The sequence below is a fragment of the Bradyrhizobium sp. WU425 genome, from assembly GCF_021052305.1.
GTDB classification, from domain to species: domain Bacteria; phylum Pseudomonadota; class Alphaproteobacteria; order Rhizobiales; family Xanthobacteraceae; genus Bradyrhizobium; species Bradyrhizobium canariense_D.
In genome coordinates, this window is the sequence record NZ_CP088089.1 from 6,458,007 (window position 1) to 6,471,566 (window position 13,560).

At 59.2% G+C, this 13,560-nt stretch carries 13 protein-coding genes and 1 tRNA gene; 9 read left to right on the forward strand and 5 right to left on the reverse strand.

The features are described from left to right. Positions 1-27: 27 nt before the first annotated feature. Complete coding sequence (locus tag BcanWU425_RS31160) at positions 28-1,005, reverse strand: TAXI family TRAP transporter solute-binding subunit (protein WP_204513738.1); 978 nt, start codon at positions 1,003-1,005, stop codon at positions 28-30. A gap of 106 nt (positions 1,006-1,111) precedes the next feature. Between BcanWU425_RS31160 and BcanWU425_RS31165 the strand changes: the two genes are divergently transcribed. The 8 genes from BcanWU425_RS31165 to BcanWU425_RS31195 all read left to right on the forward strand — a co-directional run bounded on the left by BcanWU425_RS31165 (position 1,112) and on the right by BcanWU425_RS31195 (position 10,286). After that, positions 1,112-2,086, forward strand: a complete 975-nt coding sequence (locus tag BcanWU425_RS31165) for a Bug family tripartite tricarboxylate transporter substrate binding protein (protein WP_204513737.1) — start codon at positions 1,112-1,114, stop codon at positions 2,084-2,086. A gap of 382 nt (positions 2,087-2,468) precedes the next feature. After that, positions 2,469-2,544: transfer RNA gene (locus BcanWU425_RS31170), tRNA-Ile, on the forward strand. 47 nt (positions 2,545-2,591) lie between these two features. Continuing rightward, complete coding sequence (locus BcanWU425_RS31175; protein ID WP_204513736.1) at positions 2,592-3,548, forward strand: hypothetical protein; 957 nt, start codon at positions 2,592-2,594, stop codon at positions 3,546-3,548. A 194-nt stretch (positions 3,549-3,742) separates the two neighbouring features. Beyond that, positions 3,743-4,018 carry an HNH endonuclease gene (locus BcanWU425_RS31180; RefSeq protein WP_204513735.1) on the forward strand — a complete coding sequence of 92 codons (276 nt, stop codon included), beginning with the start codon at positions 3,743-3,745 and terminating at the stop codon, positions 4,016-4,018. A 320-nt stretch (positions 4,019-4,338) separates the two neighbouring features. After that, a complete protein-coding gene (locus tag BcanWU425_RS37760; protein ID WP_204513734.1) occupies positions 4,339-4,656 on the forward strand; it encodes a DCL family protein in 318 nt (105 codons plus the stop codon). 108 nt (positions 4,657-4,764) lie between these two features. Next, a complete protein-coding gene (locus BcanWU425_RS31185) occupies positions 4,765-5,673 on the forward strand; it encodes a HamA C-terminal domain-containing protein (protein WP_204513733.1) in 909 nt (302 codons plus the stop codon). Continuing rightward, positions 5,670-8,231 carry a DEAD/DEAH box helicase gene (locus BcanWU425_RS31190; protein WP_204513732.1) on the forward strand — a complete coding sequence of 854 codons (2,562 nt, stop codon included), beginning with the start codon at positions 5,670-5,672 and terminating at the stop codon, positions 8,229-8,231. Before BcanWU425_RS31185 ends, BcanWU425_RS31190 begins: the two co-directional genes overlap by 4 nt. 405 nt (positions 8,232-8,636) lie before the next feature. Next, the gene (locus BcanWU425_RS31195) at positions 8,637-10,286 is read left to right on the forward strand and encodes an amidohydrolase (protein WP_204513731.1); all 1,650 of its coding nucleotides are present in this window, start codon (positions 8,637-8,639) and stop codon (positions 10,284-10,286) included. A 34-nt stretch (positions 10,287-10,320) separates the two neighbouring features. Here the strand turns inward: BcanWU425_RS31195 and BcanWU425_RS31200 are convergent, their stop codons facing one another. The 4 genes from BcanWU425_RS31200 to BcanWU425_RS31215 all read right to left on the reverse strand — a co-directional run bounded on the left by BcanWU425_RS31200 (position 10,321) and on the right by BcanWU425_RS31215 (position 13,051). Further along, positions 10,321-10,893 carry a CGNR zinc finger domain-containing protein gene (locus tag BcanWU425_RS31200; RefSeq protein WP_204513730.1) on the reverse strand — a complete coding sequence of 191 codons (573 nt, stop codon included), beginning with the start codon at positions 10,891-10,893 and terminating at the stop codon, positions 10,321-10,323. Beyond that, a complete protein-coding gene (locus tag BcanWU425_RS31205) occupies positions 10,890-11,777 on the reverse strand; it encodes a DMT family transporter (protein WP_085350351.1) in 888 nt (295 codons plus the stop codon). Before BcanWU425_RS31205 ends, BcanWU425_RS31200 begins: the two co-directional genes overlap by 4 nt. Before the next feature lie 8 nt (positions 11,778-11,785). Continuing rightward, positions 11,786-12,112, reverse strand: coding sequence for an antibiotic biosynthesis monooxygenase family protein (locus BcanWU425_RS31210; RefSeq protein ID WP_085359688.1), 327 nt, complete (start codon positions 12,110-12,112; stop codon positions 11,786-11,788). A gap of 63 nt (positions 12,113-12,175) precedes the next feature. Further along, entirely contained in the window at positions 12,176-13,051 is an 876-nt protein-coding gene (locus BcanWU425_RS31215; RefSeq protein ID WP_231188856.1) for an alpha/beta fold hydrolase, read from the reverse strand. 261 nt (positions 13,052-13,312) lie between these two features. On the opposite strand from BcanWU425_RS31215, the gene BcanWU425_RS37475 reads away from it, so the two are divergent. Next, positions 13,313-13,441 (forward strand): hypothetical protein, encoded by a 129-nt coding sequence (locus BcanWU425_RS37475; protein WP_018455653.1) that lies wholly within the window; start codon positions 13,313-13,315, stop codon positions 13,439-13,441. Positions 13,442-13,560: the final 119 nt, after the last annotated feature.

The window sequence follows — 13,560 nt, forward strand, 5'->3', positions numbered from 1 at the left end:
CCACAGGGGGAGAAGGAAGGAAGCGCCCTACTTCAGCACCCCGATCTCGCGAAAGTACTTCATCACGCCGGGATGGATCAGCTCGGGCTTCGGCGCGGCGGCGACCGTGTTCGCGGCCGTGGTCTCGCAGGCTTGGGCGAGCTGCTTGCAGAATGTGGGCTCGACGCCGTGCAGCGTCTTCGCCAGGCGATAGGCGACATCGTCAGGCAAATCTTCGCGTGTCAGCACAAAGCTCCAGGAGCCGAGCGAGGCGATCGGCTCGGACTGGTTCGGGTAGCTGCCGGCCGGCACGGTGAGCGGCTTCAGGAACGCATGCTTGGCGCGGATGCGCGCGATCTCCTCGGCACTGGGCGCGATGAAGCGCGCGCCTGATACGCTCGAGGCCACCGCGGCGAAGCCGGGCCAACCGATGCCGGCGCCCCAGAGTGCGGCGACACGGCCATCCTCGACCATCGCGGGGCCATCGCCGGCGCGGTCGAGATAGATCGCCTTGAAGTCCTCGTCCTGCTTCAACCCGAGACCATCGAGCACGTAACGCGCCAGGATCGGCAGGCCGGAGCCCTTGGCGCCGAATGCAACGGGCTGACCGACCAGATCGCGAATGGTCTTGGAGGAACTGTCCGCGCGCACCACGAACATGCCGGGGTTGGAATAGATCGCCGTGAGAATCTTCAACCGTACCGGCGCGCGGCCGATGCCGGCGAAGGCTTCATAGGCCGGCTCGCCCGCGACCAGAGCGAGATCGAGCGCGCCCTTCTCCAAGAGCGGAATGTTCTCGTTGCTGCCCTTGGTGTTGCGCGGAGCAATGATGGTTTGCGGATCGGCTGCGTTCATGGCTTGCGCAAAGGCGTTGCCATAGAGCGGAAAACCGCCGCCGGGCGTCGCGGTGCCCAAGCTGATCGTCAGGCTGGGTGTGTTGGTCGGAATGGCGTTGCCTCCGGTTTGAGCGGCAGCGGGGCTTGAAAGCAGCGCCGCGCCGAGCAGGAAAACAAAAGCGAATCTCATGGTCGGTCCCGGCGGGGGCGCGTCAACATCGACTTGCGGCGATGTAGGCAGCGCCCCGATTTTGTGAAAGCATGCAGCCCAACGACAATAGAACATGGGAGGCGTCATGTTGCGAATTTTGCGTAACAGTGTTTTCGGGCTGGTTTTCCTTTCAACGCTGTTGGGCGCCGCACCTCCCGCCTCCGCCGCTTATCCCGACCGTCCCGTGCACTGGATCATCGGCTTCTCCGCCGGCGGCCCGGTCGACATCGTGGCGCGGATCATGGCGCAGTGGCTGACCGACCGCTTCGGCCAGCAATTCATCGTCGAGAACCGCACCGGCTCGGGCGGCAACATCGCGGCCGCTGCTGCGATCACTTCACCGCCGGACGGCTACACGCTGCTGTTCGTCGCGCCCAACAACGCGATCTCGACCTCGCTCTACAAGAAGCTGCCGTTCGACTTCCTGCGCGACACCGTGCCGGTGGCCAGCATCATGCAGCTCACCAACATGCTGGTCGTCTCCAACGCGTTCCCGGCGAAGACGGTTCAGGAGTTCATCGACTACTGCAAGGCCAATCCCGGCAAGATCTCCTTTGCCTCGTCCGGCAACGGCACCTCGGTGCACATGTCGGCGGAGCTGTTCAAGGTGATGAGCAAGTGCGACATGGTGCACGTGCCCTATCGGGGATCTGCGATCGCGTTCCCCGACATCATCTCCAACAAGGTGCAGCTGATCTTCGACAACCTCCCCTCCGCGATGGAGCAGGCCAAGGGCGGCAATGTCCGCGCGCTCGGCGTGACCTCGCCGCAGCGCTGGCCGAGCGTGCCTGATGTACCCGCGATCGCCGAGACGGTGCCGGGCTTCGAATCGGTCGGCTTCTACGGCATCTCCGCGCCGAAGGGCACGCCGCAGGACGTGATCGAGATCCTCAACAAGGCCGTCAACGAGGCGCTGAAGGACCCGAAGCTGGTCGCGCGCCTCACCGAGACCGGCGGCATCCCCAAGCCGATGACGCCGGCCGAGTTCGGCAAGCTGGTCACCGGCGAGACCGAGAAGTGGCGCAAGGTGGTGGAGTTCGCCGGCGTGTCGGTGGACTAGCGCCTGCGGAACTGCCGCGCGCCGGCAGCGCGCCAACGCGACATCGGAGGGGATCGGAAGCCCCCTCCCAACAAAATGCGCGAAAACAACCCCATGCACAGTAGAAACATCGAGCGATCACAAGGGGTTATGGAATCGAAAAGCGAGGCACCCTGGCGCGATTGCCAGGGTCGGGGGGCGAAGGCTCGGCGAGGTGGGCTTGCGCCGTCGGGCAAAACAGGACTATAAGGGCATCATCGCCGATTTCGGTTATTCAAAAATCTCGGGCCTTGCCGCGCCAACGTTTGCAACCGCCGGCGCCAGCATTGCACCCTCGCCTCCGCCCCTGTAAACGAACCGCGCACCGTTGCCGGCCGCGCGTCCCGCGGGCCGTCTCGCGGCGGGGCCTGTAGCTCAATGGTTAGAGCCGGCCGCTCATAACGGTCTGGTTGCAGGTTCGAGTCCTGCCGGGCCCACCAGCCTTCGCTCGCTTCGCGAGCTTCGGTTAGGCAAGCCGGAGCCACGAATGGCAAGCGAAGCGAGCGAGGGCTGCCGCGCCGAAGCCCCAAGGGCGAAGGTGGGCTGCAAGACATGCTCATCGATGCGCCCCCGGGGCGCCCTGAATCGAGTGCACTGTCGCCGTAATGAGTCTTACCGCCTTTTGAATCCCGCCAGCGTGCGCTACCTTTGGTTGGGGGAAATCAATATGCAGTTGCATGAATTCATTAGAGCGGACGAGCTTGAGGCCCTGCCGGATGATGACGCGCATGAGGCGTTCGCTCAATTCGTTCGAATTACTCAGACGAGGCTGAGCGAGCGGATCGATGCTCTTTCCTCACACGAAGACCAGCGATCTTGGCAGCAAATCACCGATGCCCGCCACGGGTTCATGAACATCGTAGTGGCCGCTGCCAAGAAGTTCGAGATTGAGCCGCTAGCTTCCATCATGATGCCTCGCAACCAAGAGTATGATGATCAGACCTTTCGTCAGTTTCAATCGGATGTCGATTTCTTTGTGACCCAACTTGTCCTGGAGAATAGCGCGCGGACTAAGCGCGACTCGGTCTCTGTCTCTTCGGACCTAAAGACGAAGATCCGAACCTACTTGCATCACTTGCGCGATGCGATCGAAAAGTCCGATCTCGACGAGGATAAGCGAGGCAAATTACTCGATCAATTGGACGCCTTTGAATCCGAACTAGAAAAGCGCCGCCTACCTTTGATGACGGTGACGTTGATGGTTATCGCTTTGGCGAGCGCACCGGGCGGACTCTGGTCGACCGGCGAGGCTGCACAAAGGCTGGTTGCCAGCATCTTCAAGCTGGTCGGCGAAGCCAAGAACGCCGACGACGAGGCCCGCAAGCGACTCATTCCCGCCGAACCGCCTAAGGTAATCGCGCCACCGCGAGCACCGGAAGGGGAGAAAAAGCTAGCTCCGCGACGCCGTGCTTCGAACGACATGGATGATGACATACCATTTTGACCAAGGCTAGATCAGACCGGTGATCGCAAATGGCGGAGCGAACCTGCAGATACTGTCGGCGAACATACGAGCTGAGCAAAGACAATTTCGGGCATAACCCGCAGGGTGGGTTTCGCTGGAAATGTCGGGCCTGCATGCGCCAAGCCGTCAGAGAGTACAATGAGGTTCATAGTAGTCGTGCATACGAGCGAACCATGCTTCGCAGCGATACAAGGTTGACCCAAGCTGATCGGACGCACTACGGCGCTCGACTGGCGCGAAGAGATGGTGGCTATGTTTGCTTCTATTGCAAGGAAGCGGTCGGCAACGACTTTCACATCGACCACAAAATTCCTATTGCCAAAGGTGGCCAGCACGAGTTCAGCAATTTTGTTTTGGCGTGCATGCCCTGCAATCAAGAGAAGCACGCTAAAGACATCGATGAGTATCGCATTTGGCGCAGAGAACGAGGGCTATCAGTTCTGTTTTAGCAGATTGGAGAGATAACATTGGAGACGATACCAAGAAGAGACTAGCCTCGATTGTCGCCGAAAAGCGTAAGGGAGCGCGAAGAACAACGGCGGTCGCCTTGCCGATGCCTATTGAGCCGACCAGCCGGCGCGTGCTGCCTGCCGAACGACCTTTGGTATAAGCCTCCCGCTGTGGCGATGCCCGAGATTGCCCGCTGTTGCGAGTTCAGAATGGCCAATCACCTCTGGGGGTTTGCGGTGCACTATAAAGCGTTGCAAGAATCTTGCGCCCAATTCTCTAAACCTTCTTGCACGCATCAGTTGCGGCGATAGTATTCCTCATGGGGAAAGCTAAACCGCTGCAGATCGGCAACCTCGCGTTTCCAACGCAGCAAAAGGCCCTGCTGTTTTGCAAGGAGGTTCTCTCAAAGTACGCCCCCGAACATTGGGTGTCAGATTCTGACGCTGCGTTCCTAATTGAACTTTTGAAGCTACACCCCGACTCGGGCGAGAAGGTCGGCAATGGAATACACCATTTCGAGGTGATGCGAGCGGATTTTAACACCAGGTGTTTTGCGGTCGTAAGACGTGACGGATCGCGTGTCGATTTTTCGTACAAGGTCTGCGTAACTGCAGCGTCCAGCATCCACATGGATTAGCACAGCATCATCTTGAACTGATCCGGATATTACAGGTCGATTGTGTCAAAGACGAACGATATCAGCACCGCTGACATAGTATCCTCATTGCAGGGAAATTTTTCGTCGTTGTCGAAGTTGATGCGTTCCCTGCAGCCCAAGAGTTACAGCAACGGCAACATTACGATCCGGGGGCACTACCTACCATTCCAAGGCGCTAAACCTCGGTTAGGAGAGTTACTGGAGCACATTTCGCTTTACATCTGTAATTTTGCGTTGAGCCGATCCGAAATTGACTCTGTGCATGACAAAGTACGCAACGCTAGTGAGCAAGAGAAGCTACTCGCTTATATCGAGCTGCGCGATTCCGCCGCCGAGCTTTTCATAAAGGCGCAGAAATCAACAAATCGGAACGGCGAGTGCGGTGAACTCTTACTCTATCTTCTGACAGAATGGGTTCTCGAAGCACCGCAGTTACTGGCAAAGATGTCGATGAAAACTACATCATCGATGCCGGTACATAGTTCGGACGGAATACACGTCAAGTTCGACGCGAATTCTAACAAGTTGATCTTCTTCTGGGGCGAAGCAAAAATTCACAAGACCATCGGAAGTGCTTTGAGCGATGCCGTCAATTCGATCTCCAGCGCACTCGAACATTCCAAGTTGAAAGAGGACATCAGGCTAGTTCGCCGGTTTATCGGCACAACGGGATTGCTGGCAGATGCGCAAGCCAAGATAGTCGAGTATCTAGATCCCCTCAGCGATATGTACGATCAAAAGATTTATGCATCGACTTGCTTAATTGGTTTTGACTTTGGGGCCTTCAAAAAGCTTGCCACAGTAGACATCGACAAGATCGAAGCATTCTTTGCAAAAGAGCTTGAAGAGCAGTTGAACGCGGCCTCAACTTCTCTCCACTCTTTGCTCGCCGCCAAGAATATCACCCACCACAAATTAGAGATCTTCTTCCTACCTGTGATGTCGGTCGCTCAGTTGCGTGTTGACTGGCAGCAAAGGATCGGTTGGGCGAAATGATAGATGCATTGATTGACAGGGTTTGGTCCAGTCCACGACTATCTGAAGGAATGGAGATTCTCGAGCGGCTCTGGATAGCAAAATCCGCTGGGATCGAACCTACAGGACCGATAGTTTCAATCGAGGGAAGCAAGGCGAGCCGGTACGTCGAAGCAGCCGCGATACTTGCCTGTTCATCGGACTCTTCTCAACGCCTGACGGCGTATCGCCTCGCAACTTACGTGCATGAACTATTTGCCGGCAGTATCGATGGCTTGGACGCGGCTGTCCGCGCCGTTCTCGTTAGGCTTGGCAACTTTCCAAGTGTGTCAACAAACTCTCCCATCGGCAACGCACTAGCTTCAACACCTTGGGCAATAGCTCAGGAAGAATTGGTGAGGCGACGCGGCAACGAGGTGCAGGTTGCAAAAAGCTTGCTTTCGCTAACGGATTTTCAGAAGAGGCTATGGGACGGCCTTAGTAACGGAGCATCAATCGCGATTTCCGCGCCAACATCGACTGGCAAATCCTTCATTTTGCAAGCCTTCATCTCAAATGCTTATGCTTCACGACCAGGCTTTCGAGCCTGCTATGTTGTCCCTACTCGGGCGCTCATTTCGCAAGTGCAAGCAGACCTTAAGGCAGCACTAACCGATGCATCGGTACAGGATGTAGAGGTGATAACTGTTCCTCCGGAGTCCGATGAGAAGCTCCCGCCTAAGGTCGTTTTTGTTTTTACCCAAGAACGGCTCCAAATCCTGTTGAATAACGACCCTCATTGCGAGGTCGATTTCCTCGTGATTGACGAGGCACATTCCGTACAGGACGGCGACAGGGGAATACTCCTCCAAGGCGTAATCGATGAACTGGTTGCCCGAAAGGGCAACACCCAACTACTGTTTGCGAGCCCGACCGTTTCAAACCTTGAAATATTCGGACGCATGACCGGCAGATCGGACATTCATCCCCAATTCACCAACGAAGCCACGGTATCTCAGAACTTTATCGAAGTTGAGGTGACCGGTGTGAAGCTTGGTGACGTTGCCCTTTATGCCAGAGAAGGTGCAAATCGCAATGAGATTGGCAAAGCCCGACTGGAGCAAACTCTTGCATCAAGAACCGACTGTCTCGTCCATTTGTCTCACAGATTTGGATCGGAAAAACAGTCTATCGTTTATGCGGATGGCCAAGCGGATGCAGAGAAGATTGCTCTTCAGATCAGCACATTACGCGCAGGGGAGCTTACCGATCGAGCCGTTTCGCCAGCACTTCAGGAGCTGTCGAACTTGGCGAAGGAGGCAGTGCACTCGAAATACGTTCTAGCCGCCACGGCTTTGAATGGTGTCGGGTTTCACTACGGAAACATTCCCACGGTCCTAAGAAACGCGATCGAACAGGGCTTTTCTGCTGGAGAACTCCGATATCTGGTCTGCACAAGCACGCTGCTCGCTGGTGTGAACATGCCCGCGCAGAACATTTTTATGCATACGCCACAGCGGAAGAAGAGCACACCACTCGAATCGATTGATTTTTGGAATTTAGCTGGACGTGCGGGCCGTCTTCGAAAGGAATTTCAGGGAAATATCTATCTCCTTAACTATCAACATTGGAAGGAGCAGCCGCTGTCGGGCCCGCGTCTATCCCCCATCGTTCCAGCAATGCAACAGGCAATACATCTTCGCGGGTCCGATCTTACTGCTGTAATCGATGATGACTCTGCAGCTCAAATCAGCGCAAGGTCCGAGTTAGAAACTGCCTTTGTTCGATTGCTGAGTGACTACAAGAGTGGACGCATAGCGAGCACCCTCGATCGTTCTTACCCGTCGCCTAGTCCGACGTCACGGCAGCAACTGGAAAACGCATTGTCGATGGCCGCAGAGCGGATTTCTTTACCTGCCAATATTTTGAGGTTGTCTCCTACGATTTCGGCGCATCGTCAGCAGGAGTTGTATAGTTACTTAACTTCAGCAGTCGACGCTGGATCTCGCGATGTCGCGCGTGGATTGTTACCGGCTCACCCCCGCGAAGGCGGCGCCTTCGAGTCCTACGTAAAAGTGCTCGACCTCCTCCATCGGACCATTTTGCCGAAAGCAAACAGCGAGAAGCAAAATCGGTTCTTCGCAGTCATGCTTCTAAAATGGATGCAGGGAACTCCAATCCCTGAATTGATCGATGATCGTGCTCGTTTTCAGACAGCGTCTATAAGCACACATATTCGGGCAACGCTCGACTTGGTCGAGAAGGAATTGCGCTTCAATTATGTAAGGGCGTTTGGCTGCTATAATGCAATTTTGGCGCATGTGCTTTCGAACGCCGGCTTGGGCGAGCTCGCTGGAAGCATTCCTTCCCTTTCGCTTTATCTAGAGGTCGGTGCTTCGGATAAGACGATGATCAGCCTTGTCGCCCTTGGCCTTTCTCGTATGACCGCAAAACGCCTAAACAGCCTATCCCCCAACAAATCTCTCGGCGTAGTCGATGCGCGAAATTGGCTGGCAGGACAGAATTTGGATTTCTATGGTTTTTCAACCCATGTCCAACGAGAAATAGAATTGGTGCTTGGTTCACAATCAGCGGCTTAACTCACTGGGATTAAAATGCATGGATGCAACGAACAGCATAGAAAAGTGCAACCTATAGATTTTCTAACCGGTGAGCACGGCCGCCCATAACGGTCTGGTTGCAGGGTCGAGTCCTGCCGGGCCCGCCAACCTTCGCTCGCTCCGCTATCTTCGGCTAGGCAAGCCGGAGCCACAATGGCGAGCGAAACGAGCGAAGCCTGCCGCGCCGAAGCCCAATTGGCGAATGCGGGCTGTAAGATCAAATAGTTCGGCCTTTAGCCGCATTTTCCGGTGGACCGGCTAATTTTGTTGGTGCCAGACATGGTCAGGATCGCGACACTCCCCGTTGCGACGCGCGATGTCCGCGAGCGCATGCGGCGGCGGACGCGTGGCGCCCCTTCAGCCTCTCTCATGTCAGGACTGACAATGCGAAAGCTTCTGGCGATTTTGGTGATCTCGTGCTGGGCCGGTTTGGCTTACGCACAAAAGGCCGACCTCATTGTCACGAACGCAAAGCTCGTGACGCTGGATCCCGCATCGACGATCGCGCAGGCTCTCGCAGTCCGCGACGGCAAGATCGTCGCGATTGGCGGCAACGATGCCATGGAAGGCCTGGTTGGGCCCGCGACGCGCCGCGTCGACGCAGGCGGGCGCACCATCATTCCGGGATTGATCGATTCCCATATTCACGCCGTGCGCGCCGGCCTCACCTACGCAACCGAGGTCAACTGGATCGGCGCAAAGACTATCCCTGAGGCCATGGAACGCTTGCGCCAGGCGGCACAAGCGCGCCCGGCATCCTGGATCATCGTGGCCGGCGGCTGGAGCGAATTGCAGTTTACTGAGAAGCGGCGGCCAACGCTCGCCGAGGTGATGGCGGCCGTTCCCGACAATCCGGCTTACATCCAGCTGTTCTATTCGGCGGTGCTGATGACGCCCAAAGCGCAGCAAGCCCTCGGGATGTCCGCGGATCAGTTGCCGGCCGGGATCACGACCGAACGCGCCGCATCGGGCGACGCCACGGGGTGGCTCAACGGCTCCATCGTCAGTATCTCCGCGCTGTTCGATCGGCTGCCGAGGCCGAATTTCGAGGAGAATGTCGCCGGGACCCGGCAGTTCTTCACGGAGCTCAATCGTCTCGGCGTGACCGGGATCGTGGATCCCGGCGGCTTCAGCATCTATCCCAGCCACTACGCGGCCTTGCAAAAGCTCTGGCGTGACAAATCATTGTCGGTTCGCGTTGCCTTCAGCCTGTTCGCCCAGAATGTCGGCGCGGAATTCGACGAGTACAAGACTCTCACGCCGTTCCTGCCGATGGGATTCGGCGACGACATGCTGCGGTTCAACGGACTAGGCGAGCGGATCACCGGCGCCATGTACAACAACAATGCGCCTGACGCGGCCGCCAAGGACAAGTTCCGCGAGATCATTCGCTGGGCGGCCAAACAAGGGCTGACCGTCACCATCCACTGGCAGGAAGACAAATCCGTCCATCACCTCCTGGACCTCTATGACGAGGTCAACAAGGAGACGCCGCTCGCGCCGTTGCGCTGGTCCATCGCCCATCTCGACAACACCTCGCCCCAAACGCTGGCGCGCATGAAAGCCCTTGGTATCGGCTGGACCATGCAGGACGCGATGTATCTCGGAGGTGACCGTATCGTGGCGCAGGTCGGCGAAGCCGCCCGCAGCATGCCACCCCTCGTCACGGCGTTGCGCATGGGAGTCCATGTCGGGGCCGGCACGGATGCGCATCGGGTCGCATCCTACAATCCGTTCGTGGCGCTGCAATGGATGCTCGACGGCAAGACCGTCGGCGGACTCTCGACGCGCGGCCCGGACGAAACACCCAGCCGCGAAGATGCCTTGCGCCTCTACACCGTGGGAAGCGCGTGGTTCTGCTTCGACGAGACGCGGCGCGGCACGCTGGAGACCGGCAAGCTCGCCGACTTCGCGATTCTCGATCGGGATTTCCTGTCCGTCCCCGTCGAGCAGATTGGCGCCACGGCGTCTCTGCTGACGGTCGTGGGCGGCAAGGTCGTCTACGCAGCGGATGCTTTCGCGGGCGCAAGATAGAGCTGGAGGCTTGTTGTTCAAGGCAGCTGTCGGCTTACCGGCGCGATTGCATCTTTGCGCGGTTTCCGCAGGTGGCCATTTCGCACCAGCGACGGGATCTGTTCTTGGTGCGATCGATGAACAGCCAGTGGCAGTCGTGCTGTGGACATCGTTTCAATCGGTCGAGTTCGTCGCCGCGCAGCAGGTCGACCGCAGCCCAGGCAAGCGGACCAAGGATCCGGTCCCCGTGCGTGAATTCGATGGTGGCCGGCGAACCGGTCAGCAATGCGGCCGTGAAGGTACGGGCCGCAACATCGTGGATCACCGCCATGCCCAGCGCCGGCGGTTCATCGCCGTCCGCGATCGCAGCGCCTACCTGGTCGATCGCGTTGCGCAGGCGCCGGCCATCGTAGACCAGCAACGCCCGCTGCCTTGCATTAAGCGAAAAATCGACGCCCACCAGTCCAGCATCCCTTGCCCAGGCCAGCATTCCCTCGGCGTCGCGCAAGTGATCGGCCTCTTGGTCCGTGCCGCGCCAGCTGATCGTGTTGGCGAAATCGAGCGCCAGATTCCCCGCTACGCGGTGAAGCGGCGGCGGTCGATCGGCGATGCTGCGCAAACGCTTCACGTCGGACGTTCTTCCCAAGGCCGGAGCAGCGCCATCGCGGCGGCCACCAGCATGAGGGCAGCGCCGCCGATCTCGAGCCAGCCGATCGCCTCGCCGAACAACCACGCACCGGTGCCAAGCGCGATGATCGGAGAGACAAAGGCATACAGACCTGCGCGCATCGTACCCCATTCACGCAGCAGCACGAGATAGATCGTATAAGCCACGATCGTTCCGAGCAGCAACAGGAACAACAGGCTGCCGATTGCCGCCGGAGTGAGGAAAGCGTCGAGCGTGTCTCTCGATACGGGTTCCAGCACCAGCGAAAGGCCGAGCAGGGCGGCGCCGCCGATCGCCGCCTGCACCATCGTCAGCGCCAGGGGCTTCACCGGACCGACCAACGGACGCGCGACCACGCTGCCGACGCAATAGCTCACGGTCGCGGCGACGATCGCCGCGAGCCCAAGGCCGCTCGCATCGGACCCGGCCCCGAGCCGCGCCCAGAACAGCCCGATGACACCGACACAACCGATCGCGAGCACGACGGCATGATGCCAGGTCGGCCTCTCCTCGCCGGTCAACGCGGCGAGGGCAAACAGCAGGACCGGAATCAGGGTAAGGTTGACCAGCCCCGACAGCCCTGATGGCACGTGCTGCATCCCCCAGAACAGCAAGCCGTAGGTGCCGGTGTTGACCAGCAGAGCTGAAACGATCGTTGGCCGTGCGCGGCCTTCGGCGAATGCGGCGCCGGCGCCACGCACTCCGATGGCCAGCAGTGCGGCCGCCAGCAGGTATCGCGCGGCGGCGAGCAGCAGCGGGGGCAGATCGCCGAGCCCGACCTTGATGGCGGCCCAGGTCAGCCCCCAGATCAACGACATTGCGGCGAACAGGACAAAGTTGCGCACCGTCGTGCTCAGCGCATGCCGTACCGATCGACCAGAACGCGGTGGATTTCCACCCTTTGAGGGAGTTCGATCAGGAGTTCGGGATCGCGGTCGAGGTGATGCACCTTGGTCGGCTCGGCCTTGGTGAAGGCAGTCATTGCCTGCATGTCGGACCAGTAAGAGATGGTCGTGAACCATGTCTCCTCGTCAAGGTCCTCGCGCAGCAGCTGGACGCCGAGCGCCGTCTTCTCGAGCGGCGGAATGCCTTCAGCGCGCAGATATTGCTCGTAGCTGTCGGCGATGTCCCGCCGGGTACGACCACGCCAGATTCGTGCGATGGAAGGATTGGTTGGCATGCTTGCTTCCTCCTTTAGGCGGCGAAGGGACACCAGCGCGGCGAAGGCCGCGCCGTGGGACGATCAGGCATTGACACGCGCAAGGAAGGCGCGGACCAGGGGCAGCGCCTCATCGAAATGCGTCTCGAGCAGCCAGTGTCCGGCGCCGTCGAGCAGGTGCAGATCGACATCGGGCAAGTCGCGGCGATAGGCGCGGGCGGACTCGGCCGGCATGTATCCGTCTTCGGGGCCCCACACCACGAGCGTTGGAGGACGGTGCTCGCGCAGATACGCCTGATAGCGCGCGAACCAGCCGAGATTCTCCTCCAGCTTCTCCATCAGCCCGACGCAGACCTGTCGGCGCACTGGCGTGTCCATGAGTGGCCAATGAAGCTTCCAGAGGTCGGGCGGCACCCGGGCAGCGACGTCGTCCGTCACTTCGCCAACGAACTCCGCACGGAAGCCATCCTCGCTCACGGCCTCCTCGAGCGGCCGGTGCCTCGCCGGCGTCTTGTCGGCCCACCAGGCCTTGATGGTCGCGTATTTCGGGCCCAGCACATCCTCATAGATATCGCCGTTCTGGATGATGAGCGCGGCGATCCGCTCGGGGTGAGCGATCGCGTGCCTTAGCCCGATCTGGGAGCCGTAATCGTGGAGCCACAAGGCGTATCGTCCGAGGCCGAGCGCATCGGCGAGGCCGGCCAGCACGTCTGCATAGGCGTCGAAATCATAGGCGAATTCCGACGGGTCGGGCGTGCCGCTGTAACCAAAGCCCGGCCAGTCGAACGCGATCGTCCGCCACCGGTCGGCGAGCGCCGGCATCAGCCGGCGGAACTGGAAGGAGGAACAGGGATAGCCGTGCGGCAGCAGCAGGACCGGCGCGCCGGCGCGTCCCGCTTCGCGATAGAAGATCGACATCCCGTTCAACGCCAAGCGCCGGTGCGTGAGCCCGCTCGCCATTCGGGCCTCCATCGTCTTTACACCACCTAAATGCATTTAGGCGGTGAACGTTCCGAGGCTAGGGAGCCGTGTGGCGACGAACAATCGGCGCGATCACGCGCCATCGTTGTGCGGGTGGTGCCGCAGCCGACATGAGCGTAGGGCTTATCTGGCACCGTTCGGCTGTTCCGCTGGGCTGCCCACCAGAAACGCTGCGTGTTCTCGCCGAGAACCCGCCCATACAATGCTCAATCAACCGCTCTTTCGCGGCAGGAGCCGTCCATGACCAATGAAAAAGGCCCCAACATCAAGAAGAAGCAGAAATGCAAGAACTGCGAAGGCAAAGGCCTGCTCAAGAAGGGCGACAAGGTGGTGAAGTGCCAGCGCTGCAAAGGCACGGGCGTGCGGTGATGATGAGGTGATGGCCTCCAATGCGGACGGCGTACTTTCCCAGGTTGCGCAGGCTCGCGACTGACGTGCACCGCATCTGACATCACGATTGGCACTTCCTGCGGCAAGACGCGTTGCGG

What these genes read in the sequence shown, in the direction of transcription:
- BcanWU425_RS31160 (WP_204513738.1), bottom strand. Translation starts at nt 1,005, where the DNA reads ATGAGATTCGCTTTTGTTTTCCTGCTCGGCGCGGCGCTGCTTTCAAGC.
- BcanWU425_RS31165 (WP_204513737.1), top strand. Translation starts at nt 1,112, where the DNA reads ATGTTGCGAATTTTGCGTAACAGTGTTTTCGGGCTGGTTTTCCTTTCA.
- BcanWU425_RS31175 (WP_204513736.1), top strand. Translation starts at nt 2,592, where the DNA reads ATGGCAAGCGAAGCGAGCGAGGGCTGCCGCGCCGAAGCCCCAAGGGCG.
- BcanWU425_RS31180 (WP_204513735.1), top strand. Translation starts at nt 3,743, where the DNA reads ATGCTTCGCAGCGATACAAGGTTGACCCAAGCTGATCGGACGCACTAC.
- BcanWU425_RS37760 (WP_204513734.1), top strand. Translation starts at nt 4,339, where the DNA reads ATGGGGAAAGCTAAACCGCTGCAGATCGGCAACCTCGCGTTTCCAACG.
- BcanWU425_RS31190 (WP_204513732.1), top strand. Translation starts at nt 5,670, where the DNA reads ATGATAGATGCATTGATTGACAGGGTTTGGTCCAGTCCACGACTATCT.
- BcanWU425_RS31195 (WP_204513731.1), top strand. Translation starts at nt 8,637, where the DNA reads ATGCGAAAGCTTCTGGCGATTTTGGTGATCTCGTGCTGGGCCGGTTTG.
- BcanWU425_RS31210 (WP_085359688.1), bottom strand. Translation starts at nt 12,112, where the DNA reads ATGCCAACCAATCCTTCCATCGCACGAATCTGGCGTGGTCGTACCCGG.
- BcanWU425_RS31215 (WP_231188856.1), bottom strand. Translation starts at nt 13,051, where the DNA reads ATGGCGAGCGGGCTCACGCACCGGCGCTTGGCGTTGAACGGGATGTCG.
- BcanWU425_RS37475 (WP_018455653.1), top strand. Translation starts at nt 13,313, where the DNA reads ATGACCAATGAAAAAGGCCCCAACATCAAGAAGAAGCAGAAATGCAAG.